Source organism: Paenibacillus sp. JGP012 (assembly GCF_014203995.1).
GTDB lineage: Bacteria > Bacillota > Bacilli > Paenibacillales > Paenibacillaceae > Paenibacillus > Paenibacillus silvae.
In genome coordinates, this window is record NZ_JACHKG010000008.1 from 71,551 (window position 1) to 94,034 (window position 22,484).

Below are 22,484 nucleotides of genomic sequence, written 5' to 3' on the forward strand. Positions count from 1 at the left end.
ATTCACCAGTCTTAAATTTGAATAGAAAGAGATAGGATTAGTTATAGAGGTGATTGGCGATGTCAACTAATCCTACAATTAAAGAAAAAATAGAACAAGAGAGGGATGTCTTAAACAAGTTAGTTAGCATCTACGGTTTTGAACATCCTCGGGTTATCAAACAATCTGAACTGCTAGATGAATTAATAAATCAACACAATAAGACTAAGTCTACTTAGTGAATTGGGATATAAAACAATGGAAAGGTTCATGAATTACTACTCATGTATCTGGATGTATATCTTTTGAATATACTATTAGCTTAGGGCTAGTTACATAGAATTTAATTTGCTTACAACTTTCATTTCCATAAATTGAGCATAAATGCTTTGATTCATTTGAAGTATTTAATTAAGTTAAGACTTTTTTCACAGTAAATTACCACTCTCGTGACTAGTAAAGAAATTCAAATACTAAGCCTGGCATCATGGAGGACAGTAAATGAAGAATCACACTATTTATTTTCCGTGGGACATACAGAAGCGAAGTGCAGAGTGCTATGTAAGAGCAATCATAAAAGAGTTTGAACTACCACTCCCTTTAAAGATTAACTTAATCTTGCCTTCAAAAAAGTATATATTAGAAATAGAACATTAAGTTTGTAAAGTGGATAGAATGTTCTATGTAGAATTATTAAGTGTTTATATTTTGATTGGAGTATTTGTTGCTAGAAAGTAGTTTGTATTACTGCGTTTGGGCAAGCGGGATGAAGCAATTTAGGAGAAAACTAAGTCGCTCCTCTTGCCGATCTGGAAACTCCAATGACTATGTTGAAAATGGAGAAAGTTTGGGCTTAGAGGGAAGTATAGATGTAGATGGAAAATGAAAAAGGCGTTTCGGAATAAGATACGCCTTGTGACATACTTAGTTTTTTTTAAAAGAACTGTTTATAACGGTAGAGCAACTAACGATATCATGTAATGGAATCCACTCTGTGGCTTTTTGGTGCTTTATTTTAACTCTTTCTTTATCAGCGGACATTTCAATTTTCCCTATGTACTTTGAATTATCCTCAAAAACCAAACAAACTGAGTATCCCTTTTTCTCTGCAATAAGCAAGTCTTTAATCATTTCAACCTCCATCTTAAGAACTATTTATCTACCTGATTATATTACTTATTTACTATATAGGGAAGTTTTGAGATAATGTTGTAGTATGAAACTAAAATAGTTCTGAGGAGGAAAAAAATGAGATTTAAAAAAGCGGGATTACTATTAATGGCATTCTTGATGGTTGGTGGAACAGGAGCATATGCAGCAACAAAAAGTAAAACAGTTCAAGCAACAGTGAGTAATTTCAAATACGTTTTGAATGGTAGCAATTGGATACCTCAATCAAAAACGCAACCAGTAGTAATCAATGGACAGACTTACATACCAGTTAGTCTAGCAAAAGAAGCAACAAAGACTAATATCACTGTAGATTCGAAATCGGGAAAAATGAGTTTTGGAGAAAAGCTTACGAAAACACCATTGGATAAGGAAAAAATGATATATCATACTGGGAATTATGCTGCATTAACAAGGGATGCTAAATATACCGAAGGTAAGAACAAAGAAGTATCATTGATAAATAATTTAGGTTTTATTGAGTATTTTCCAGATGGTAAGTATCAAACAATGATTCTTGATCTTAAACTGTTTGATGGTTCTGGGAAAATCATTTTAAAAGATTTAGAAACAGGTAACCAAGTTCAAACTCTCTTTTTGGAAGAGGGGAAAATCGAGCAGGTAGAAGTTAATGTTACAAATATAACTGGAAAAGGCATTAGATTAACAATGGAAGCTGAAAATTATAGTAAAGGTACTGCTCTTGTAGTTCTTCCTACATCACACTATAAATAAGTATTACTGAAGAATCCTGGACCTGTCAGGGTTCTTTCTTTTTTGTTGGACGAATTGCCACTTGATTTGTTGAACTATATATGGTGATCGAATGGATTGTGCATACAAGTTATTGGAAACTGATATGGAATGCCTTACAGCAGCATTAACCGTTTAGGATATTCAATCGGATGGTGATCGTGAACATATCAGTGAGTATGGAGGACGAGTAGGAGAGTATAGTCAGGTATCGATAAGATAGACCGAAGGAAAGATACTTCCGTATTACGTTTGAATAAGGGTACTAAAATAGAGCAGGAGGGATAACCTCACTGCTCTTCACTTTAATTAGCTGTGTATTCACTTACCTCAAAGGTTAAAATCTTATCGAAGATCACGTACTCTGTACGCTTGCTAAAGGGGCCTTTGTTATTGTTATACTTATTGATGGCAAATTTAGCTGGGCCAGTTCCTATATCACGAGCATCGTACCAGTTGAGGAATGCATTAATATCGGTCATTGGAAGATCATATTCTTTTTCCAGACCCGTTGTCATTATTACGTTCAAAATAGCACGGTTGCCGCTGGGTTCTGGATCGGGTGTAATTACTTTTTGTGGTGTAGCGTTAGCCTCGTTAGAAACTAGATTCGTTCCGGTTTGAGAGACAATATAATAGTATGTTTTACCATTTATCACATTGTTGTCTGTAAAACTAGAACCTTTTGTGTTTGAAGATATAACAGTATAAGGTCCACCATTACTATCTGCTCTGGAGATTGTATATGACTCATTATTTGAGTCGTTGGAGTAGTTCCAATTAAGAACGACTTTTGAATCGCCAGCAGAGGCAATAAGATTAATGGACTCATTAGGTATAGAAGCTGTTCTTTCCATCATTTTTAGTTCGTGTATAGTAAGATTAACTACCTGGGACGAGGAACCGTTATTTGCAGTTACGTTAATTCTATAAAATTTATATGCTTTATTATTTTCAATTATATAAGTTTTAGAAGTATTTTTGATCCATGATGTCACGTTTTTTTGAGTATCTAAAATATGCCATTCTAAACCATCGTCTGATCCTTCAAATGTCCAATCCTTAGGCTGCGATCCGAACTCTGATGTACCCACAAAGCCCCCATAACCGATTACGTACTTAGCGACTTTCTTTGGGTTAGGAAATTCATAAGCTAACCAGCCCGTTGTTTTAGTAGTACCCCAAGCAGTGTAGATACCTGGAGAGGTAGAGTACTGCTCAACTCCATCAAATGCTTTCCAATCATTCGTACCTTGCCATTGTTCGCTTGAGGTTGCTTTACCTGACGGAGAAGTGGCAGAGGTCATTATAGGGATAAGATTCTCGGAAAATGTTTCTTCAGCATGTGATATGCTCACATTGAATTTTAAAGACAGAACTCCTATCATCAAAAACATTAAAAGAAAGTATAGATATTTTTTCATGTTAATCCCCTTTTCATAGAATAATATGTATCATAAAGCGCACGAAATGTAATGTCTAAACAAATAAACCTATATATTCAAGTGATTGTTAGATGAAATAAAAAAGCTCTACCGACTTTCTTGAGTCGATAAAGCTTATGCTTTCTATCCTATATCTTTTAGCAATCCTTCATTGTTATTCCGCACATTACCGACTTCCTTCGATACCTCATATGCTCGCATCACTGAAGCTTGATATGGCTTAAGTAGACCAAGTAGTGACTGAACATCATCATTGTCTCTTCCAAGCCACTCAGCCTCATCCTCAGATCGCAAGATGACCGGCATACGATTATGAATATCCTCCATAAGACTATTTGGTTCCGTTGTAATGATTGTGCACGTACTCAATTTGTTTCCGTCCGGATCTGTCCAGGTATCGTACAAGCCAGCAAGCGAGAATAAGCGGTCATCCTTCATCAAGATTCGCATTGGGCGTTTTCCCGACTTTTCTTTCTTCCATTCATAAAATCCGTTTGTCGGTATGATGCAACGTTTGGAACTGATCAGGCGTTTGAAGGCTGGTTTCTCAGCCAATGTCTCAGCCCGAGCATTGATCATCTTGTTACCAATCCTATCATCCTTTGCCCAAGAAGGTACGAGGCCCCATCGCAGTGCACCCAATCTGTTTCCGCTCTTACTACCGATGATTGTCGGAATGTACTGCATAGGAGCTGCGTTGTAGTTTGGTCTGTATTCGAATCCATCAGCAATGGAAGCCATATACCGTTCCATAATCTCATCCAAAGGGTCTGTAATTGAAAATCTTCCGCACATATTAACGCCTCCTTTGAGACTCTATACTATGTAATTTTACTCAGATTTTTAAGAATAGAAACGGGTAATTTGTGGAGAAGCGCATCCAATATAAAATAAAAATGCAATTAGTGAACAGGGACTTCCTGCTTTAAAAAAGCAATATAGTCTTGAATCGCGACCTCGAAGTGCTTCCCCCTATAAATATCAAAATGACCACAGGGATAACGCTTAATAGTTCCTTTTGGTGCCAAAGCAGCATGCTTCAGCGTTTCTTTGGCAGGTGCTACTGTATCGAGATCACAAACCCCGAAGTAAATGGAACATTGAATTTCTGCTGTGTACTTGCCAGGTGAATATTTAAAAAACTCCAATATTGTTCGGGCAGGAACTTTCGGATGGAAGCTCGCTTTTTCAGGCACCAGGGCCAAGTATTCCTGATAGTCCGGTACGGCCATAAGAGCCGCTTCGCCTGGCTTGCCTGCAAGCTTCACTTTAACCGGATGATATCCCGTCAGACAAGAAAGCAAATCAAGGACCACAAGTCCGCTTAGCTTCAGCAATGAGGTTATCGGCACAGTATTTCTTGATGCCTTACCATCCGTAAACGGGCATTGTGCAATAGCAGCGCTCACTTCCGGGTGTCTTGCTGACATCGTCATAACGTGACCGCCACTGAAGGAGGAGCCCAGCAGGATGATCCGTTTTCCATCGACCCATTCACTCTTTTTAACCCAATCAATGGCGGATTCCCAGTCCTGAAGCTGCAGCTTTACATTGATTTTCTGTCTGTGGTTGCCTTCGCTTGCGCCGAAATGACGGTAATCAAACAGGAAGCAAGCATACCCTTCACGCACAAAGTGCTCCGCATAAGCATCCAGTCTCATCTCTCTAACGCCACCCAGTCCATGCGCCATGACAATGACAGGGGGAGGTGTAGGAGTATCAGGAACATATAACCATGCTGCACAATTTGTTCCTTCAGATTGAAATACAATATTTTTTCTTATGTACTCATAACTCATAATTGTTCACTCCAGTATGTTGTATCTATAGGACTACAAATTGCCAAGCAGTAAATACACTCCTTGATAACACAGCGTCTGGAACTCTGGAGGCGTATAGGCCTGGCCTGCCATCTCGACTGCCGCAATCTGCTTTTCGGTTAAATAAGTCATCGGATGCAGTCCTAGAACGTAGGCAAATATGGCATTCGGCAACGGCGCTTTTTCCTCTCGAGACGCATCAGGAAAATGGTAATCAAGACTCTCTGCCAGGGCTGCATAGATTTGGTACATAATCTTCTTAAATGCGGCTATTTTTTCAACACGGCTATTTTTTTCGAGAAAAAGCCATAGCAAGGATGCCAGACGAAGCATTTTATCGTGGAATACCATGCTATTTACCATGCACTTACAATACTGCTCTTTGGGCAGAGGACTGCTTGTCTTCGTTAATGCCACAAATTCATCCTGCCAGAGCAACATTTCACGCTGTAGCAGATCCAGCAACACTTCATCCTTCGTCTGATAATATTTATAAATGGTGGAGCGGGTAAATGTAGTTAGTTCGGATATAGCCTTGAAATGTACGGCGTCATATCCTCCTTGTGAAAATAAAGTATCGCAAGCATTGATAATTTCCTCGCTTCGCTTAGTTATTTGTTCTTTCGTTCTTGCACGTTCAAACATTGCAACTACCTCCTGACAGAACATATGATATCATTTATCTAACACAGTGTCCATTATTAATAAACACTGTGTCTGTTAAATCATTTATCAACTTGATATAGACCCTAAGGGAAGCACATTCAAGTTGAATTCATACCTTCAAAATAAGGGGTTTTCTGTACAAAGACCCTTCACTACTTCATCATTGTCGAATACATCTAATTAGATGATATTTATAGATCAGCAAGTTAATGTTTAGACAGTTTTATCAACTTAATTTATCTTTGAATTTATAAAAAGTTTGTAGGGGGAACGATATTATGAATAAATTTCTTAGGTTAGGTTTAATTTTTACATTTTCTTTTTTACTGTACATAGGTTTTTCTCAATCGATTACGCATGTGTTGTATTAGGTGAACAACTAAAATCTCCTAAAGAGGGTTGGATAAGATATTCAGCAAACAACAAACTTTTTAATTACGGAAATCTCTGGGATCTATGACAGATGAAAAAGCAAAGATAGCTTATTCAGGTGCAAAAACCGGTAGTCCAGGAGATTTGAATTTTAACTTTAAAGGGACTGATCTTCGTCTTCTTGTTTCTGTGAATTATTCATACTCGAAGAAAGTAGCAATCAGCATTGACGGAAACGTTGAATACTTTAGTCCGTATAATCAATCAATAAAAGATTATAACTACAATATTTTAATATATGAGAAAACAAACTTAAAAATGGGAGTACATGAAGTAAAAATTTGGACTGTTGAGCCGTCAACAAATACTTTAGGAAATGACTATAGATTATATAGCATTGATGTTATCGGTGAATTAACAACAGAAGTTCCAAGCATAGAACAACCTGGAACTGATGAGCCAACGGAGCCAGAGAAACCAACAGAACCTGAACAACCTTCTAGCAATCGTGCAATCCTCGTTGTTACAATGACTACTTGTCTTGAGAAAGAATTTGACTTGAGCATGCAAGAAGTTAACAGTTTTATTGACTGGTATGAAACAAAACAAGCTGGAAGCGGAAAGGCATCTTATGCAATTGATAAGCATGAAAATAACAAAGGACCTTTCAAGAACCGTAAGGACTACATTCTATTTGATCGGATTCTGACGTTTGAAGTAAGTGAGTACTAATGAGGGATGCTCCATCAGTTTGTATTGATGGGGCTTTTTCTTTGTATTGAACATAAGGTACAACTCATTGAGAAAGTAATCTTTCAAGCTCCCAAGAATGTTGCTTTGTTACACTCTGATGGTATTTGAAACTTTTAAAGGGAGTAGTCGCATCAATTGACAGGCAAAGCTGGCAAGTCAAACTCTAATCAAACAAGAGGAAGAAAGTTGGATATCATTCTCTGAGGTTTAAGCTGTGAATAACTAGTGATACATTTCGAAATTTCAATTATGATATGTTATATAAGGATTAGGTAAAACTGCTCAATTCTATAATTTTGATATGTATTGAAGAATATTGTTATTGAGTTTCTTCATTATAATAGTAAGGAGAAAGGGCGCCCACAAAAGCGCCCACAAAATGCCCACAAAACTAAAATAAAATAAGAAATCCTTTGAAAAATGAACAAGTAAAAAGCTGATTTTATGCGGGTTTAGTGCAGTAAATGATACCATTTGAAAGCAAGGAACATAAATAGAACACAAGTCCATCAATGGGAACGCGATCAATATATCACGTTGTATTAATCGAAAAAACCTTGTAACTACGGGGTTTTGAAGAGATGAACCGGGGGACGTTTTGAGGGAATTGCACTTCTATTGAGGTTGCGTCCCCCAAACGTCCCCCGGTTTTTGATTTTCTGATCCAAAAATACGGGAAGTGTACTCTTCATATTTATCAATGTTCCGCTTTTCTAGCTTTTTAGAAATATGAGCATACACATCGGATGTAATTTGCACACTGCCATGCCCGAGCTGCTCTTGTACAAATTTGATGTCCGCCCCAGCTTCAAGCATGATCACGGCATAGCTTGAAAAACGAGTGTTTCATCAACATGGATCGTCTTTTCTTTGAAATTGATATCCGACCACTTTTATCTGGCAATTAACATTTGCTAACACATATCAACCGAATATGTAACATTCTACATTTTTAATAGATAGTAATCTTTAGTGTATTTATATGTAATGGAACTGCTTGGGTTGTCACTATCGGTGGTAAACAATGCGTTCAACCGCTATTATAGCGGCTTTTTTTTAAGGAACCAAGTTCTTGTCCCATCCAAGGAAAGGAGCTGTACCGATTGCTGGAATTCACAAGAACATGTTCCCATTTCCGATTAGATGTATATCCACGTTTGAGAAGTAAGTCTCTTTTGAGCTGCTAACACGATAAAGGATGGATTATGATCAAGAGGCCAGCTTCAACACTAGGGGGATACGGTGAATGCTGAATGTGACTCTGGGTCAAGGGAGGAGAAACATATGAACTATCTTACTTTGTGCTGATATCTGGGACAAAAACCTGTACCTATACCATATTTGACAGGAACATGTTCCTATTCACAAATAGGAGTATACTTAATCGTTTTAGCCCGTTAATTCATTAAGCTAACGGGCAGGATAGTGATATGAAAGTGCAAAAATGATGAATCAAGTTATGGGGAGACGAGACCTTCGAGAAATCGGAGTAAGAAAACAAGAGGATCTTCTTAATTCTAATAGTTCGAAAATAAAAGAAAAATTGCTACAATAATCAATGATCCGCCCATCACCAAATTAAAAACCTTAGTGCCGTTCTTCACTTTCATAAGAAATTGTAATTTCGATCCTAAAAGGGCCCAGGAGGCAAGTGAAAGATAACAAATGAGAAAATAAATACACACAAACACAAGAAGCATCGAATAGGAAGTATTCAAACCAAAGGCAGAAACACCGGAAAGACATGCAATCCAAGCTTTGGGATTAAGCCACTGCATAAGAAAACCGTGACGAAAACGTGGCAGTTGTTCCTTATTTAACTCGATTTCTGTATGTGAGACCATAATTTTGTAGCCAATATAACTCATGTATCCTGTTCCTATATATCTTAGCAATTCATAGAATATAGGGACTTGCGCCACGAGATTGGATACCCCTAAACCAACAGCAGTTAACAAGAATGTAAACCCGACTGTTGAACCGGATACGAAAGGTAATGAGTGCTTAAAACCATAATTCACTCCAGAAGAAAGAATTGTTATGTTCACAGGGCCTGGAGAAATCGACATGGATAATGAAAAAAAGCACATTGCAATGAAAAGAGACATGATTGCATACTCCTTATATAGTTTGTCTGGCATTACTATAGATGATCATGATTAAAACCGTCCAATTTCAAGTTCTGATCGGACCCATCGGGAAAACGGAATGATTCATGCAAATACATCTGAGGAGGTCTAGGATAGTTGGAGCTGTATCAATTGAAAACCTTTATAGAAATTGCCCGAACTGGCAATTTGACCGAAGCGGCAGTACACCTTAACACAAGTCAGCCGGCTGCAAGTGCACACATCAAAGCCTTGGAGAAAGAAGTTGGTTTTCCTCTCTTTTATCGAACTTCCAAAGGAATGACTATTACAGAAAAAGGTTCGAAGATATTGTTGGAAGCACAGAAAATACTCACCTCCCTAGATGATTTCTATCTTAAAGCGAGTGATTTGAACGCAGAATCAGAAACCATTCGGATCGGGTTAAATACAAACGGGCAGCTTCTTCGAATAGAGAAATTGATCAGGTTTATTTCGGAATGCCTGCCGCAGGTAGAATTACATTTTATCGATATTAAAAGTGAAGATTTCACCCAGGATTTGACCAGCGCGAAAATAAGCGCAGGTTTTTATTATGGGAATGTTGCACATCCGTCCGTATACTCCATTAAACTCCATTCCTTCAAGATGGTTGTGGTCTATCCCAACAGTTGGGATGTACCACCGAAGAAGAGGTTGTCCTTGGAGTATTTTGCAAAAAAGCCGTGGATTTGGACAACACAAGGTTGCCCCTTCTATAAACAATCCATCGATTACTTCCTGAAACAGGATATGGTTCCGCAAAAAATCATGTATGTCGATGACGAATCTCTGATAGGGAAATTGGTTCAAGGAGAAATTGGTTGTTCATTGCTGGCGGAGCCAATAGCTACGCGGTTTGCTAATGAAAACATGTTGCAGATCTGGGAGGGTATCGATCTCAATATTGATCTACATTTTGGTTATCTAAAGGATAAAAAGAGCGATGCTGTGTTCCTTGAAATAGGCTCAATAGTGGATAGGATATGGAATGCGGATGGTATCTCGATAGTAAATAGTAGCTAATAAGATTATGATGAGAATCGAGATTAAGAAAAGTAAAGACGATGACATTGTAAGTTCTCCGTTTAAGGTCTCAAAACGGGCAGCCTCATTACGTTAACGGGAGGAGGATAGTTCCAATCTTATAATCTCAACTAACGGGCAGGATAGTTGAGCAAAGGTATTTTAATTTAAACACCTCGAATATTTAATGTAATCGGATAGCTAAAAATAGACAACAAAAAATGATGATGAATACAAGTTCTTGTCTTCTGACGGACTGTCATGTTATCAAAATTTGTTTTTTGTTCTAAAGAGGTGATTTTTTTGGATCTTTTTAGACGTCCTAAAATAGAACATTGTTTCACATTCAAAGTCGCTATTATAGCGGCTTTTTGTTTTAAGGAACAAATTTCTTGTCCCATCCAAGGACAGGAATTATACTGATTGCCGGAAGGTACAAGAAATAAAGAAAATATGCAAAACATCTCTAAAATGGCTTCTGACAGCTCATTTTTGTTTTCGTTGCTTCATGGTTAAACGAACTTATGGCGTTTTCGAGGCTTTACACTGGTTGAGTAATGATCAAGGTTATACACCATTCAACTAAAACTACTATCAGATAGCACGTTGATGAGTCTTCTTATCGAAAAGTATCTATAGAAATTGTTAAACTTACATTCAATTATCAGATATTGTATGATATGATAATCAGGAAAAAAGTACCAGTTAGAGGGTGTAAATCTTGAGAAAAAAGTTGCTGGTTAGTTCTCTAGTATGTTTTGCTTTTATCAAGTACATCAAGTGTGTTAGCTCATCCAGGCAGAACCGATGCAAATGGTGGTCATACGTGTTGGACCAATTGCGCCAAATGGGGACTGGAATACGGGGAATATCACTATCATAATGGAGGGAAGTCGTCATCTAGTTCCAGTTCTACTAAGTCTTCTAAGAGCGCTTCTTCAAAAAGCTCTAAATCATCTACATCAAAATCCACAAAACCTAAAGACTCTAAACCAAAGTATACGCAATCTAATCTAAAGGTTCTTATCAATGATAAAAAAGTCGAATTTACGAATAAACCTCTACAGTATGAGGGGAATAATCTAGTCCCGCTACGTGATATTACTGAAGCATTGAAAGCAACGTTTGCTTTCTACCCTGAAAGTGGGACAATTAGCATTACCAAAGATAAACACAAAGTTACATTGACCTTAGGAAGTAAAAAGGTTTTCTACAATGGTAGCAGCAGTACGTTAAGCGTAGCTCCAAAAGTCATAAATGGCATTACATACATTCCAGTACAGGCTATCAAAGGCGTAGGAGCATCTATGGAATTTGATTCAAGCAATAACACATTAAATATTACAATTTAAACTACACCGTGGAGAGCAATTGCTCTCCATTCTCATTGAATCAAGATATTAAATAGACATTGAGCACCTGGATTATAAAGTTGCCATACCCTACGATACACACTCTGCCATGAATGCTTTTGGAAATCAAAGATCATTTCAAACAAACTGGCTAGCCAAATCAAATGTCCATTATCTACAAACGCTAGCTGAGAGGATCTGAAGGCTGCGGTGGAGTCCATCAGCGGGAATCAATAAATAATACATAGGAGCTGGATTGCTATGGTTTCAGTTACGCAAAGAGTAAGCAAAGTTAAACAGCCTAGAGGAGGCTACATACGGCCCAGAGAATTTGAGGAGATCGTGTTGAGTGATGGGATTGAGCTTCACCCAGAAGAAAACCTTCACGCAAGTTTAGTGGGTATGGCTGTCGATTATTTGACCAGATACTTGTCCGGGTCTTCTGCAGAGGAAGCCTTCGAGATATCTTTGAGCGGTTCGTTTCTGGTAGGAGAAGATGCTTTGGCAAGATCTCTTGTACAAGAGGTTAAAGGTTTAGATGACCAGTCTATACGCAATGCCTGTAAACTCGTAGGGTACGATGTATGCGTTCGTGCTGGAACAGCCATGTATAAACCTGTGGAAGATATTTATGCTGACGACGAAACGGTAAGTAATATTCGTACAATGGTAAGTAGAAGTCTTGCTTTTTGGGAAGAGTTTGGACCAATTGTTAAAGATAGTTTTACGTTCGAATTCGGATACACTGAAGTTGTGAGTACTGGTGATGGAGATTATCTGACAGAGGACACTTTGTGGGACTTCAAAGTATCAAAAAATGGACCAACCAATAAGCACACCTTACAGCTTTTAATGTACTATATTTTGGGCCTTCGCTCTATTCATAAGGAGTTCCAGAAGGTACGTCGTTTAGGAATTTACAACCCTAGACTTAATATCGTTTACCAGCTAGATGTGGAAAAGATCACTCCGGAAGTGGTGGAAGCAGTAACTAAGGATGTTTTGGTAGCAATTTAGATTTACAGAAAAAGATGACTAATGAGCTATGCTCCATCAGCCTATGTTGATGGGGCTTTTTTCTTGTTATATACAGAACGTATATTCGCATGTGGTGAAACGAACCAAAGTTCCTCTTATTAACCATGCTGACTCGAAAGAAAAAGCTGAATTTATGAGATCAAACTTTAGCAATTCCATTGCCATGTAAAAAAAAGATACCTCTTGTCAAAACAGGATACTCGTCCCTTAGGAGGATTACTTTTTATAATAGTAAAAAAAAGGAGGTTGAATTGTTGTGAAGAGCAGGTTTAAGCGAAATATCCCATTGCACCTCATGTTAGTGCCAGCTATTATCTGTGTGCTGGTGTACAACTATATTCCTCTTGCAGGAATTTTGATTTCCTTTAAGGATTACTCTCCTCTCAAAGGATTTGGTAAATCACCATGGGTTGGATTGGATAACTTCCGATATATGTTGGAGTTGCCTTCGTTCTATCAAGTGGTCTGGAATACTTTTCTGATTTCAATCATGAAGATTATCGCAGATCTTATAGGTCCCATTACAATTGCTCTGATGTTAAACGAAGTTCGCAAAGCCTTTTTCAAACGTTTTGTTCAGACGATCATCTACATGCCACATTTTTTTTCGTGGGTCATTCTTGGGGGGATTGTGGTAGACCTATTATCTCCCTCTGAAGGAATTGTGAACATGGTCATAAAGGCGATGGGGATAGATCCTATTGCATTTATGGCAGATAACAAGTGGTTTCCTTATGTCCTTGTTATAACGAATGAGTGGAAAGAAGTAGGGTTCAGTACAATTATCTATCTGGCTGCATTAAGTTCAATTGACCCTACATTATATGAATCATCTGTGATTGATGGAGCTGGCCGTGGACGTCAAACCTGGCACATCACATTGCCCGGAATTCGACCGACCATAGTATTGCTTGCATGTTTGAGTCTCGGCAACGTTCTTAATGGCGGCTTTGATCAGGTGTTCAACATGTACAGTCCAATGGTCTACCAATCAGGTGACATTCTTGACACGCTTGTATATCGAATCGGGCTTGTGGATGCAAACTACTCGGTAGCTACTGCACTTGGGTTTGTCAAATCGGTTGTTTCACTTGGCTTAATCGGGACCGGGTATTGGCTAGCTTATCGATTTGCCAACTATCGTATTTTCTAGCAAAGGAGACGAGGTTAGATGAATTTTATATCAACTGGACATCGCATGTATCTAATTTTTAATACTATTGCACTAACATTGCTCTCATTCGTTTGTATTTTTCCTATCTTACATGTTCTTGCCATTTCTTTTAGTTCAAAAGCTGCAGTAAATGGAGGACTTGTAACCTTATGGCCTGTCGATTTTTCTTTAAGTTCTTACAGCTATGTTTTCGAAAACAAGGAATTTCTGACCTCGTTTTTGATTAGTTTGGAAAGAGTTGCACTCGGAGTTTTCTTGAATGTTAGCTTAGCTGTGCTTGTAGCCTATCCACTGTCCAAGGAGGCAACAGATTTTCCAAGTCGTACATGGTATGCCTGGTTTTTTGTATTTACTATTTTGTTCAGCGGGGGACTTATTCCTTCGTTCTTAATCGTAAAAGAAACCGGACTTATTGATTCAATCTGGGCTTTACTTCTCCCGGGGGCAATACCGGTATTTAATATGCTGCTGATCATGAACTACTTGCGAACCTTACCTAAAGCTCTGGAGGAATCCGCCCATATTGATGGAGCTGGACATTTCCGAACACTATGGAGTATTTACCTGCCTCTTACAATGCCTAGCTTGGCAACAATAGCTTTATTCTCACTCGTTTGGCATTGGAACTCCTGGTTTGATGGCATGATCTATATGAATCGTACTGAGCATTATCCATTATCAACCTATTTGCAATCCTGGCTTTCGATGATGAATCTCAGTCAAATGAATATGAGTCTTGAGCAAGCTCGCTTACTTGAACACGTATCGAATCGCTCGGCCAGAGCAGCTCAAATTTTTATAGCTTCAGTCCCAATTTTGTTAATTTATCCATTCTTTCAAAGGTATTTTGTGAAAGGGCTTGTCATCGGGAGTGTAAAAGGATAATTTGTAATTAACTTTTAGACAAGCTCCGCAAGGTTCTTTTGTCATTGCAGACAGGATGGAGATTACATGGGACTAAAATGGAATTCAATAATGATTAAGGTGTTTGTAGCTTTTGTACTTGTGATGTTACCACTTTACATTCTAGGAATTCGATCTATCTTTACGGGAATGAATCAAATGAAAGCCCAAATTGATGCAGCAAACATATCCAAGCTTCAATTCCACTACAGTCACATCGAATTTGAGATGTCAAGGATATCAAAACAAGTAACGGAGGCCTCAAACAATAACCTGTTAAATTTTTTTCCAACGACCTATCCTGTCTTGAACAATTATGAAGTCGCAAGCGCTATGAATCAAATCTATATTGAGTTAAGGCAAATTCTTGTTTCTAGTCCTTATATCAAGGATGTTATCTACTATGTGCCAGTTGCACATAAAACGATCAGTGCAACCAATTATATTTCCGATTATAAAAGTGAGGAAGCCTCTGCTCTCCTAAATAGCCGGGGCAATTTGCAAAGCTCGATTTCGGTGTATCAAAATCAGTTGTATTTCTTAATAAGTGTTCCATTCAATCTCAATAATTCAGTACAACCCAATTTCATGCTCGCAGTTCAATTGGACTCCGATGCTTTGTTTCATACATTGAATAGCTTTAATAATAAAGAAGAGGGCGGAGCAGCGATAATTTTTGGAGAGGGATCAGTGATTCTTGCTTCCGAAGGTGCTTTAAGCCAGAGTTATGGAAAATTGCCAGCAATGCAGGAGCGATCGGAATTAACTAATTCTGCTGGAAAGGCGAAGAGACTCGAAATAGATAATTCTGTTATTTATTATACTGACAACCCCGGATTCGGCATACGTCTTGTGGAATCGGTTCCGTTGAAACTGCTGCATCAGCCTGCTGTTAGTTATTTTCAGTGGCTTTTGATAATTACTGGAATTGCATTTGGGGTTATCATTCTCTTTTCCTACTACATCTGGAGAGCTATTCATCGACCACTAATGAAATTGATACGTGCTTTTCGATTTCTGGAGGATGGGCAAACCGACACTTTGCTTACACATGAGCGTAAAGATGAGTTTGGTTATCTCTATGACAGATATAATGGGATGCTCATTCGTTTACAAACACTTATTGAAGACAATTATATCCAGCGAATTCGTTCGCAAGAGGCTATTCTTAAGCAATTACAATCACAAATAACTCCTCACTTTTTATACAATAGTCTGTTTACAGTGAAACAAATGGCTGAGATGGAAGATGTGGATAGCATAAAGGAGTTTTCAGAATATTTAGGAACCTACTTCCGGTTCATTACTCGAAATGAGTCTCAGGAGATTTCTCTGGAGGAAGAATATGAACATGCCATTACGTATATGAGACTGCAGGAAATGAGATTTGCTCCACGGATCAAAGTAAGCTGGGAGGCGCTCCCTGATGGAACGAAAAAGCTGCCTGTACCGAGGCTGGTTCTTCAACCATTGATTGAGAATGCTTTTGAACATGGCTTAAAGGACACAGGCGGGAAGGGAGTCGTGGTTGTAACAGTCATCCAATCAGAGAGTGTTCTTGAAGTAGCTGTAGAGGATAACGGAGGTAGCTTGAACGAAGAAAAGTTGGAACGAATAATGGCGCTCCTTAAAGATCCGGATAACAAGGCGATTGAACAAGAAGTGACCGGGATGCTTAATGTACATCAGAGATTGCGAATCCGATATGGATATTCTTATGGAATTTATGTAAGTAGAAGTAAACTAGGTGGTCTGAAAGTTTCAATTCGAATTCCTGTATAGAAGTGAGGGGAATCAGATGTACCGCATGATGATCGTGGATGATGAAGCCCATATCGTTGAAGGTTTATATGAATTTTTTAGTAAAGACCAGTCCTTGGAACTGGATATATTAAAAGCTCATTCTGCAAAAGAAGCTCTTGACTGGTTGCAAGAATTTCGTATTGATCTTGTATTAAGTGATATTAGCATGCCACAAATGAACGGACTTGATTTGGTTAAAGAAATCGAGGCAAACTGGCCGCGTTGTAAGGTCATTCTGCTTACCGGTTATACTGAATTCGATTATGCACAGCGTGCTATCAGAAGCCCGGTAATCCATGATTATCTGCTAAAAACAGAAGGGATGGATCGAGTCAAACAAACCGTTAAAGCTTCGTTGTCGAGGTTGACAGAGGAACTTGAAACAAGTCACCAGAGTGTTTTGTTCAAAGAGAAGATGCCAAAAGTGTTATACGATTTACAAAAGACATACCTCAAAAGATTGTTAGAGCCGGAGCGAGGGGCCTCACGCATGATGGATGCATACTTCGATGCGCTGCAGCTTGGGTTTCGAGCTGATGAAAATGTATTAGTAAGTCTTGCAATGGTAGAGGACTGGGGAAAGTATGTTAAGGAAGACAGACATTTAATACTATACAGCATTGGGAAAATAGCGGAAGAACTCCTTGGCAAGCGCACAGTAGTCAAAGCGGCAGAATTAAACGAAGATGCCATCGCCATTCTAGTCCAGTCAACTCAGACCCATGCTTTTGGTGAAAAAAAACGACTTCTCACTTACGTTCATGGAACGCTGGAGTCCTTCCAAGAGACTTGCCGAAGCTTCCTGGGTTTGTCTGTCTCTGTGGCTTCTCTCGAGCATGCCCTTCCTTGGGCAGAAACCGCCAAGGGCGTCAATCGATTGCGCAAAGCGATACTTCGTGGTCCTGCTGTCGGGATGGAAAAATGGATGGTTGTATCTCTTGTGGACATACCTGCAGCGATAGAGGAACCAGATCGAAAGAAGGCAGCAGTGTATGTCCTTGATCTGTTATTTCAGGCCATTCTCAAACCGAATCGGATTGAAGCCGAACAACACTTCCAGACTTTGCGTGGCCTATACTCTAGCCAGGGACCAACGAACTCGTTTGACAAAATGCAAATACTGCATGCACTATCCAACCATTTGTTATTTGCTATAGAGATGATACATGTAGAGCTAGACCACTTGGATGATGGAGATCTGCGTTTGTTGACGAAGTTTGATTCGGGTACCAACTGGACTAGCTTATTAACTTTTTTTAGGGGATGGATAAACAGGCTGCTGGATTACCGAGAGCAAGAGACGGGAGAAACGACAGAAGTATCACGGCAACTGGATCTGATCCACCATTATATTCACAATCATCTTGAAGATAACCTGTCTCTGGCCATTCTTGCAGGCAAGGTGGGACTGAATCCGTCGTATCTTTCTCGCTGGTATAAAAAAAATGCAGGTGAAGCTCTGTCTGACTATATCAATCGTGTTCGTATTTCCAAAGCGAAGGAATTACTTGTTTCAAGTGAAATGAGAGTTTCAGACATATCTTCCAAGCTTGGTTTTACGGATCCCCACTATTTTTTCAGATTTTTTAAAAAAATCGAGAAATGTACACCAACTGAATTCCGTGAGCGTTCATCATTGGATACTAATAAGTTTTCACCTTAAAAGATACTCCAAGTAAACACAGTCCACTAGTGACGGAACAAATCGCCCCTTACACTAAAGAAGTAATTACAATGATAATCAGGAGGTCAGGGTGTATGTACAAAAAAAATAAACTATTGGTTGTATTGGCTGCTGCGGTCTTGCTCACGGTTACAGCATGCAGCAACAGCGATTCAAAACAAAGCACAGCGTCAAACACGTCAATAAGTGGAAGCGCTGTGGAGGATGGGCCTCTCGTTAAATATGATCCTCCAATCGAGCTGCGCTCAGTGAAGGCGGAAGTCGATAAAAGCCTGTTGCAAAGTGGCGATACTACAGAAGAAAATGTTTGGACAAGAGCATATAGCAAAGATTTGGGAATTGACATTAAGTACGACTGGATTGTAGCTCCTGGCAATGTAAATGACAAAATGAACGTGACGCTTGCATCGGGTGATCTTCCGGATCTTATGACCGTAACCACAACGCAACTTAAACAGCTCATCGATGCGGACAAGGTTGAGGATCTGACAGAGGTGTATAACAAATATGCGACCCCTTTGTTAAAAAAGTACGTTGAAGCGGATGATAAAATTGGGATGAAATCGGTTACGATTAACGACAAGTTATATGGTATCCCGAATTATACGGGAATTCTTGACAATGCCCCGGTATTGTGGATTCGTTCTGACTGGATGAAAAAGTTGAATCTTCAGGCACCCAAAACGACAGATGACTTGATTGCGATTGCCAAAGCATTCGTCGAACAGGATCCAGACGGTAACGGCAAAAACGATACGCAAGGCCTTATTCTTTCTAAAGGTTTGCAGCAGGAGAGCAATCTTCAACCAACCGGATTTTTTAACGGTTTCCATGCTCAACTAGGCATTTGGGTAAAAGACAGCTCTGGGAAATATGTCTACAGCAGCACGCAGCCACAAGTTAAAGAAGCACTATATAAAATGCAGCAAATGTACAAGGATGGACTAATTGATAAGGAGTTTGGTACCAAGGACGTTGCTAAAGCTTTTGAAGCAGCCAATGCCAACAAGGCAGGCATGTTCTTTGGTCCGATGTACGCACCATTTCAGGTCGGTGAACTTGTGGGTAAAGATAAATCGGTAGACTGGGCAGCTTTCCCGATTGTTTCAGCCGATGGCAAACCTGTTCTTGCACAGGAGCCTGCACCAAACTCCAATTCTTATGTCGTTCGCAAGGGCTATGAACATCCGGAAGCTTTGATAAAGCTCCTTAATTTTCAAGTCGATAAGATGTATGGAGAGAATTCTGCCACGGAACGAAAGAAATATACTGGTGATAACGATCAGGGCTGGCAAGGTGCGGTGGTCTCCATTCTTCCGCCAAATAAAAACACAGCCGCACAAGAGCATATTACAGAGGCATTGAAATCAAAAGATCCTTCCAAGCTAAATGTCGAGGAAAAAGGGTATTATGATAATATCCTCAAGTTCCGTAATGGGGATCGTAGCCAATGGTGGAATGAACGGATCTTCGGTCCTGACAGTTCTCAGGCAGTGCTTAAATATTATCGGGATAACAATCTGCTGATTAATGATGCTTTCATTTATGCGCCGACCGATGCTATGGATAGCAAGAAGGCAACGCTGGACAAGCTGGAGTTGGAAACGTTCACCAAAATTATTTACGGGGCTTCATCAATCGACGACTTCGATAAGTTTGTCAGTGACTGGAAAAAGTTGGGTGGAGATGCGATTACAGAAGAAGTTAATACGATTTTGTCCAAATAAGATTGAATACCCGGGCGGCTGAAAAGTCGTTCGGATTTTCTGATGGCATTTTCAAATAATATCTTGAAAAAACAATAGATTCTGCAATTTTCAAAATGAAAAGGAGGATTGAAATGCCATGAAGACTGTGATAAAAAAATCCGTTTCCATGTTACTCCTATTTATCATATCCATATCTATTGTAATGGTAGATGGAACTGTAAAAGCAAGTTCCAGTAGCACATCTTATTACATTGATGATGTGGAGGGAAATGATAGCTCTGACGGAACAAGTCCCTCAACTGCTTGGAAAAGCCTGGATAAAGTAAATGGGACAACTTTTCAGCCTGGAGACAAAGTTTTGTTTAAAGCAGGAGGAGTCTGGATCGGCCAATTGGCTCCCAAGGGATCAGGTGCAAATGGAAATCCGATTATTGTGGATATGTATGGTGACGGAGCTAAGCCCTTAATTGACGGAAATGGCCGATTTGGTGATCTCAATAATAATGGAGCAGCTGTCTTGCTCTACAATCAAGATTACTGGGAAATCAATAACCTTCAGATTACGAACAAAGCAACGGATGAGCAACCAAGATTCGGTGTATTAGTCAGATGGCATGACTATGGAACAGGGCAGCATGTCTATATCAAAAACTGTGATATCTATGATATCAGCGGAAAGTATACTGTAGCCACGGGTTATACAGGACAACGATTCCAGGGAGACGGCATAATCTTTGTATCTACTGGTACAGACTCGAAGGGAGTTCAGACCAATTTTAACGATATCCTGATCGAAGGGAATACACTTAAAAATATATACCGTACGGGTATTTCCATATGGAGCCAATGGGAAGATCGCCAGGGAGGACCGACCTATTATGGAGCCATCGGATTTCATAACACGGTGGGAGCATACAAAGCCTCAACCAACGTCGTTATTAGAGGGAATTCATTGGATACAATGGCAGGTGACGGAATTCTCATTAATACAACCGATCATGCATTGGTTGAGAATAATATAGTTAAGGACGCCAACAAGTTTTGTAATCCAGCTACTGATCCAAACGCGGGTATTTGGCCACACAATAGCGATAACACAGTGATGCAATATAATGAAGTCTACAATACAAGAAATACATCAGATGGACAGGGATTCGATGTAGATTACAATTGCAGCAATGCAATTTTACAGTATAACTACTCACACGATAACGAGGGCGGGTTCCTCTTGTTAATGGAAACTGCACATGCTCCAATTATTCGTTATAATATCAGCCAAAATGACAATAAAGCTCTTTTGGATTATAGGGCCTCATCCGCATTATTCAATAATAACACCTTTTATATGAAGGCGAATTTATCCAGACAAGGCTCCGGGCCAGATAGTGGGGCAACCTTTATTAATAACATTTTTTATGCTCCTGAAGCATTACAAATTTCATCCTGGGGCAGCGCTAATTATATGGCAAACAGTTATTATAATCTTAATTCTACACCGAACGATAGTTATAAAATCATGGATGATCCGCTAATGGAATCACCTGGTAATGGCACAGTCGGTCTGACAACTCCAACCGGTTACCAACTTAAATCGGGTTCGCCCCTAATTAACAAGGGAGTCAAGATTACCGATCGAACAGACAAGGATTACTGGGGGAATCTATTGGATGATGTTCAAGATATCGGAGCATCCGATACAAAAACGTCTGGTGGCACAGCCCCTGCCTCGTATACACCTGGACAGTCGCTGAATTTGGCGATTGGCAGTACAGTAAGCGCTTCATCCTCCCTGGAAAGCTGGGGCTGGAGTAAGGCAGCTGTAGTTGATGGACAGCGAAGCAGTATCAGTAATGCTAAAGGCTACGCAAGCGCTTGGGGACAAACTGCGAATCATTCGGAATGGCTCGAATTAAATATGGGAGCGCGTAAAACCTTCAATTCGGTCATCTTATTTCCGCAAAGCGGAGCAGAGGGATCCGGTTTCCCGGTAGATTTCAAAATTCAAGTCTGGAATGGTTCTGAGTGGCTGGACCGAGTGGTCAAGACAGGATATTCGATCAATGATGACGCAGGTCAAGTGTTCAGTTGGGGATATGCGGATACTACAGACAAAATTCGAATCTATGCTACAAGTCTGCAGAATCTCGGAAATGACGGTTACATGATGAAATTGGCAGAAGTTGAAGTAAGAAATGTTCAAAACACTTTATCTTCTCATGCTGCCGTACAAGCCTCCTCCTCCATTGAAAATTATGGGTGGTTCAAGAGTGCAGTTGTTGATGGAAAGCGTCAAAGCTCAAGTGGAGCAATGGGGTATTCAAGTGAACTGGGACAAAACAGTGATCACTCCGAATGGATAGAGATCACATTACCCAGTGCCAAAACATTTAATACGGTCACCTTATTTCCTAGATCAGATTCAAATGGCTCATTTCCGAAGGAATTCAAGATCCAGGTATGGGATGGCTCTAACTGGTTAGATCGTGTTAGCAAATCGGGATATTCTTTGAATCAGACGGCAGGACAGTTATTTACCTGGGGCTATTCAGATACCTCTGATAAAATACGTATTTCGGCAAGTGGATTGCCGAAAATTGGTTCAGATGGTTACATGCTTCAATTGGCTGAAATTGAAGTTACCCAGGATTAATTCTCTGTGATAAAGATAGATGCCTCCGAATTTTGGAGGCATCTAGTCATAGGAGGAGAGA

Annotated in this window: 18 protein-coding genes and 1 pseudogene; 12 read left to right on the forward strand and 7 right to left on the reverse strand. The window is 39.5% G+C overall.

Annotated elements, in window-relative coordinates; genetic code table 11:
- Positions 1-59: 59 nt before the first annotated feature.
- Positions 60-218, forward strand: coding sequence for an aspartyl-phosphate phosphatase Spo0E family protein (locus HNR77_RS12440; protein ID WP_184184451.1), 159 nt, complete (start codon positions 60-62; stop codon positions 216-218).
- 685 nt (positions 219-903) lie between these two features.
- Here HNR77_RS12440 and HNR77_RS12445 read toward each other — a convergent pair.
- Positions 904-1,110, reverse strand: coding sequence for a hypothetical protein (locus HNR77_RS12445; protein ID WP_184184454.1), 207 nt, complete (start codon positions 1,108-1,110; stop codon positions 904-906).
- A gap of 117 nt (positions 1,111-1,227) precedes the next feature.
- On the opposite strand from HNR77_RS12445, the gene HNR77_RS12450 reads away from it, so the two are divergent.
- Positions 1,228-1,884 carry a stalk domain-containing protein gene (locus HNR77_RS12450; protein ID WP_184184457.1) on the forward strand — a complete coding sequence of 219 codons (657 nt, stop codon included), beginning with the start codon at positions 1,228-1,230 and terminating at the stop codon, positions 1,882-1,884.
- 323 nt (positions 1,885-2,207) lie between these two features.
- Here the strand turns inward: HNR77_RS12450 and HNR77_RS12455 are convergent, their stop codons facing one another.
- The 4 genes from HNR77_RS12455 to HNR77_RS12470 form a co-directional block, all read right to left on the reverse strand.
- Positions 2,208-3,326 carry a fibronectin type III domain-containing protein gene (locus HNR77_RS12455; protein WP_184184460.1) on the reverse strand — a complete coding sequence of 373 codons (1,119 nt, stop codon included), beginning with the start codon at positions 3,324-3,326 and terminating at the stop codon, positions 2,208-2,210.
- A gap of 144 nt (positions 3,327-3,470) precedes the next feature.
- A complete protein-coding gene (locus tag HNR77_RS12460; RefSeq protein ID WP_184184463.1) occupies positions 3,471-4,142 on the reverse strand; it encodes an SOS response-associated peptidase in 672 nt (223 codons plus the stop codon).
- 107 nt (positions 4,143-4,249) lie between these two features.
- Positions 4,250-5,146: an alpha/beta hydrolase gene (locus HNR77_RS12465; protein ID WP_184184466.1), complete on the reverse strand. Its 897-nt coding sequence runs from the start codon at positions 5,144-5,146 to the stop codon at positions 4,250-4,252.
- Between the two features lie 33 nt (positions 5,147-5,179).
- Positions 5,180-5,812 (reverse strand): TetR/AcrR family transcriptional regulator, encoded by a 633-nt coding sequence (locus tag HNR77_RS12470; RefSeq protein WP_184184469.1) that lies wholly within the window; start codon positions 5,810-5,812, stop codon positions 5,180-5,182.
- A gap of 873 nt (positions 5,813-6,685) precedes the next feature.
- On the opposite strand from HNR77_RS12470, the pseudogene HNR77_RS30850 reads away from it, so the two are divergent.
- A pseudogene (locus HNR77_RS30850) lies at positions 6,686-6,937 on the forward strand (fibronectin type III domain-containing protein); the annotation flags it as partial.
- A gap of 636 nt (positions 6,938-7,573) precedes the next feature.
- On the opposite strand, the gene HNR77_RS12480 reads toward HNR77_RS30850, so the two are convergent.
- Positions 7,574-7,780, reverse strand: coding sequence for a tyrosine-type recombinase/integrase (locus tag HNR77_RS12480; protein ID WP_397366680.1), 207 nt, complete (start codon positions 7,778-7,780; stop codon positions 7,574-7,576).
- Positions 7,781-8,475: 695 nt separating this feature from the next.
- Positions 8,476-9,066, reverse strand: a complete 591-nt coding sequence (locus HNR77_RS12485; RefSeq protein WP_184184472.1) for a LysE family translocator — start codon at positions 9,064-9,066, stop codon at positions 8,476-8,478.
- A 138-nt stretch (positions 9,067-9,204) separates the two neighbouring features.
- On the opposite strand from HNR77_RS12485, the gene HNR77_RS12490 reads away from it, so the two are divergent.
- The 9 genes from HNR77_RS12490 (at position 9,205) to HNR77_RS12530 (ending at position 22,423) form a co-directional block, all read left to right on the forward strand.
- A complete protein-coding gene (locus HNR77_RS12490; RefSeq protein ID WP_184184475.1) occupies positions 9,205-10,110 on the forward strand; it encodes a LysR family transcriptional regulator in 906 nt (301 codons plus the stop codon).
- 758 nt (positions 10,111-10,868) lie between these two features.
- Positions 10,869-11,462 (forward strand): copper amine oxidase N-terminal domain-containing protein, encoded by a 594-nt coding sequence (locus HNR77_RS12495; RefSeq protein WP_184184478.1) that lies wholly within the window; start codon positions 10,869-10,871, stop codon positions 11,460-11,462.
- A 261-nt stretch (positions 11,463-11,723) separates the two neighbouring features.
- A complete protein-coding gene (locus tag HNR77_RS12500) occupies positions 11,724-12,479 on the forward strand; it encodes a hypothetical protein (RefSeq protein WP_184184481.1) in 756 nt (251 codons plus the stop codon).
- A gap of 316 nt (positions 12,480-12,795) precedes the next feature.
- On the forward strand, positions 12,796-13,653 hold the full coding sequence (locus tag HNR77_RS12505) for an ABC transporter permease (protein WP_111271800.1): 858 nt from the start codon (positions 12,796-12,798) through the stop codon (positions 13,651-13,653).
- 18 nt (positions 13,654-13,671) lie between these two features.
- Positions 13,672-14,559 (forward strand): carbohydrate ABC transporter permease, encoded by an 888-nt coding sequence (locus HNR77_RS12510; protein ID WP_111271746.1) that lies wholly within the window; start codon positions 13,672-13,674, stop codon positions 14,557-14,559.
- 66 nt (positions 14,560-14,625) lie between these two features.
- Positions 14,626-16,359, forward strand: coding sequence for a sensor histidine kinase (locus HNR77_RS12515; RefSeq protein ID WP_184184484.1), 1,734 nt, complete (start codon positions 14,626-14,628; stop codon positions 16,357-16,359).
- A gap of 16 nt (positions 16,360-16,375) precedes the next feature.
- Entirely contained in the window at positions 16,376-18,043 is a 1,668-nt protein-coding gene (locus tag HNR77_RS12520) for a response regulator (protein WP_184184487.1), read from the forward strand.
- 29 nt (positions 18,044-18,072) lie between these two features.
- Positions 18,073-19,791, forward strand: a complete 1,719-nt coding sequence (locus tag HNR77_RS12525; protein WP_311768615.1) for an extracellular solute-binding protein — start codon at positions 18,073-18,075, stop codon at positions 19,789-19,791.
- 118 nt (positions 19,792-19,909) lie between these two features.
- Entirely contained in the window at positions 19,910-22,423 is a 2,514-nt protein-coding gene (locus HNR77_RS12530) for a discoidin domain-containing protein (protein WP_184184489.1), read from the forward strand.
- Positions 22,424-22,484: the final 61 nt, after the last annotated feature.

Coding starts and splice junctions, on each gene's coding strand:
- HNR77_RS12440 (WP_184184451.1), top strand. CDS start 60: ATGTCAACTAATCCTACAATTAAAGAAAAAATAGAACAAGAGAGGGAT.
- HNR77_RS12445 (WP_184184454.1), bottom strand. CDS start 1,110: ATGATTAAAGACTTGCTTATTGCAGAGAAAAAGGGATACTCAGTTTGT.
- HNR77_RS12450 (WP_184184457.1), top strand. CDS start 1,228: ATGAGATTTAAAAAAGCGGGATTACTATTAATGGCATTCTTGATGGTT.
- HNR77_RS12455 (WP_184184460.1), bottom strand. CDS start 3,326: ATGAAAAAATATCTATACTTTCTTTTAATGTTTTTGATGATAGGAGTT.
- HNR77_RS12460 (WP_184184463.1), bottom strand. CDS start 4,142: ATGTGCGGAAGATTTTCAATTACAGACCCTTTGGATGAGATTATGGAA.
- HNR77_RS12465 (WP_184184466.1), bottom strand. CDS start 5,146: ATGAGTTATGAGTACATAAGAAAAAATATTGTATTTCAATCTGAAGGA.
- HNR77_RS12470 (WP_184184469.1), bottom strand. CDS start 5,812: ATGTTTGAACGTGCAAGAACGAAAGAACAAATAACTAAGCGAAGCGAG.
- HNR77_RS12485 (WP_184184472.1), bottom strand. CDS start 9,066: ATGTCTCTTTTCATTGCAATGTGCTTTTTTTCATTATCCATGTCGATT.
- HNR77_RS12500 (WP_184184481.1), top strand. CDS start 11,724: ATGGTTTCAGTTACGCAAAGAGTAAGCAAAGTTAAACAGCCTAGAGGA.
- HNR77_RS12505 (WP_111271800.1), top strand. CDS start 12,796: ATGTTAGTGCCAGCTATTATCTGTGTGCTGGTGTACAACTATATTCCT.
- HNR77_RS12510 (WP_111271746.1), top strand. CDS start 13,672: ATGAATTTTATATCAACTGGACATCGCATGTATCTAATTTTTAATACT.
- HNR77_RS12515 (WP_184184484.1), top strand. CDS start 14,626: ATGGGACTAAAATGGAATTCAATAATGATTAAGGTGTTTGTAGCTTTT.
- HNR77_RS12520 (WP_184184487.1), top strand. CDS start 16,376: ATGTACCGCATGATGATCGTGGATGATGAAGCCCATATCGTTGAAGGT.
- HNR77_RS12530 (WP_184184489.1), top strand. CDS start 19,910: ATGAAGACTGTGATAAAAAAATCCGTTTCCATGTTACTCCTATTTATC.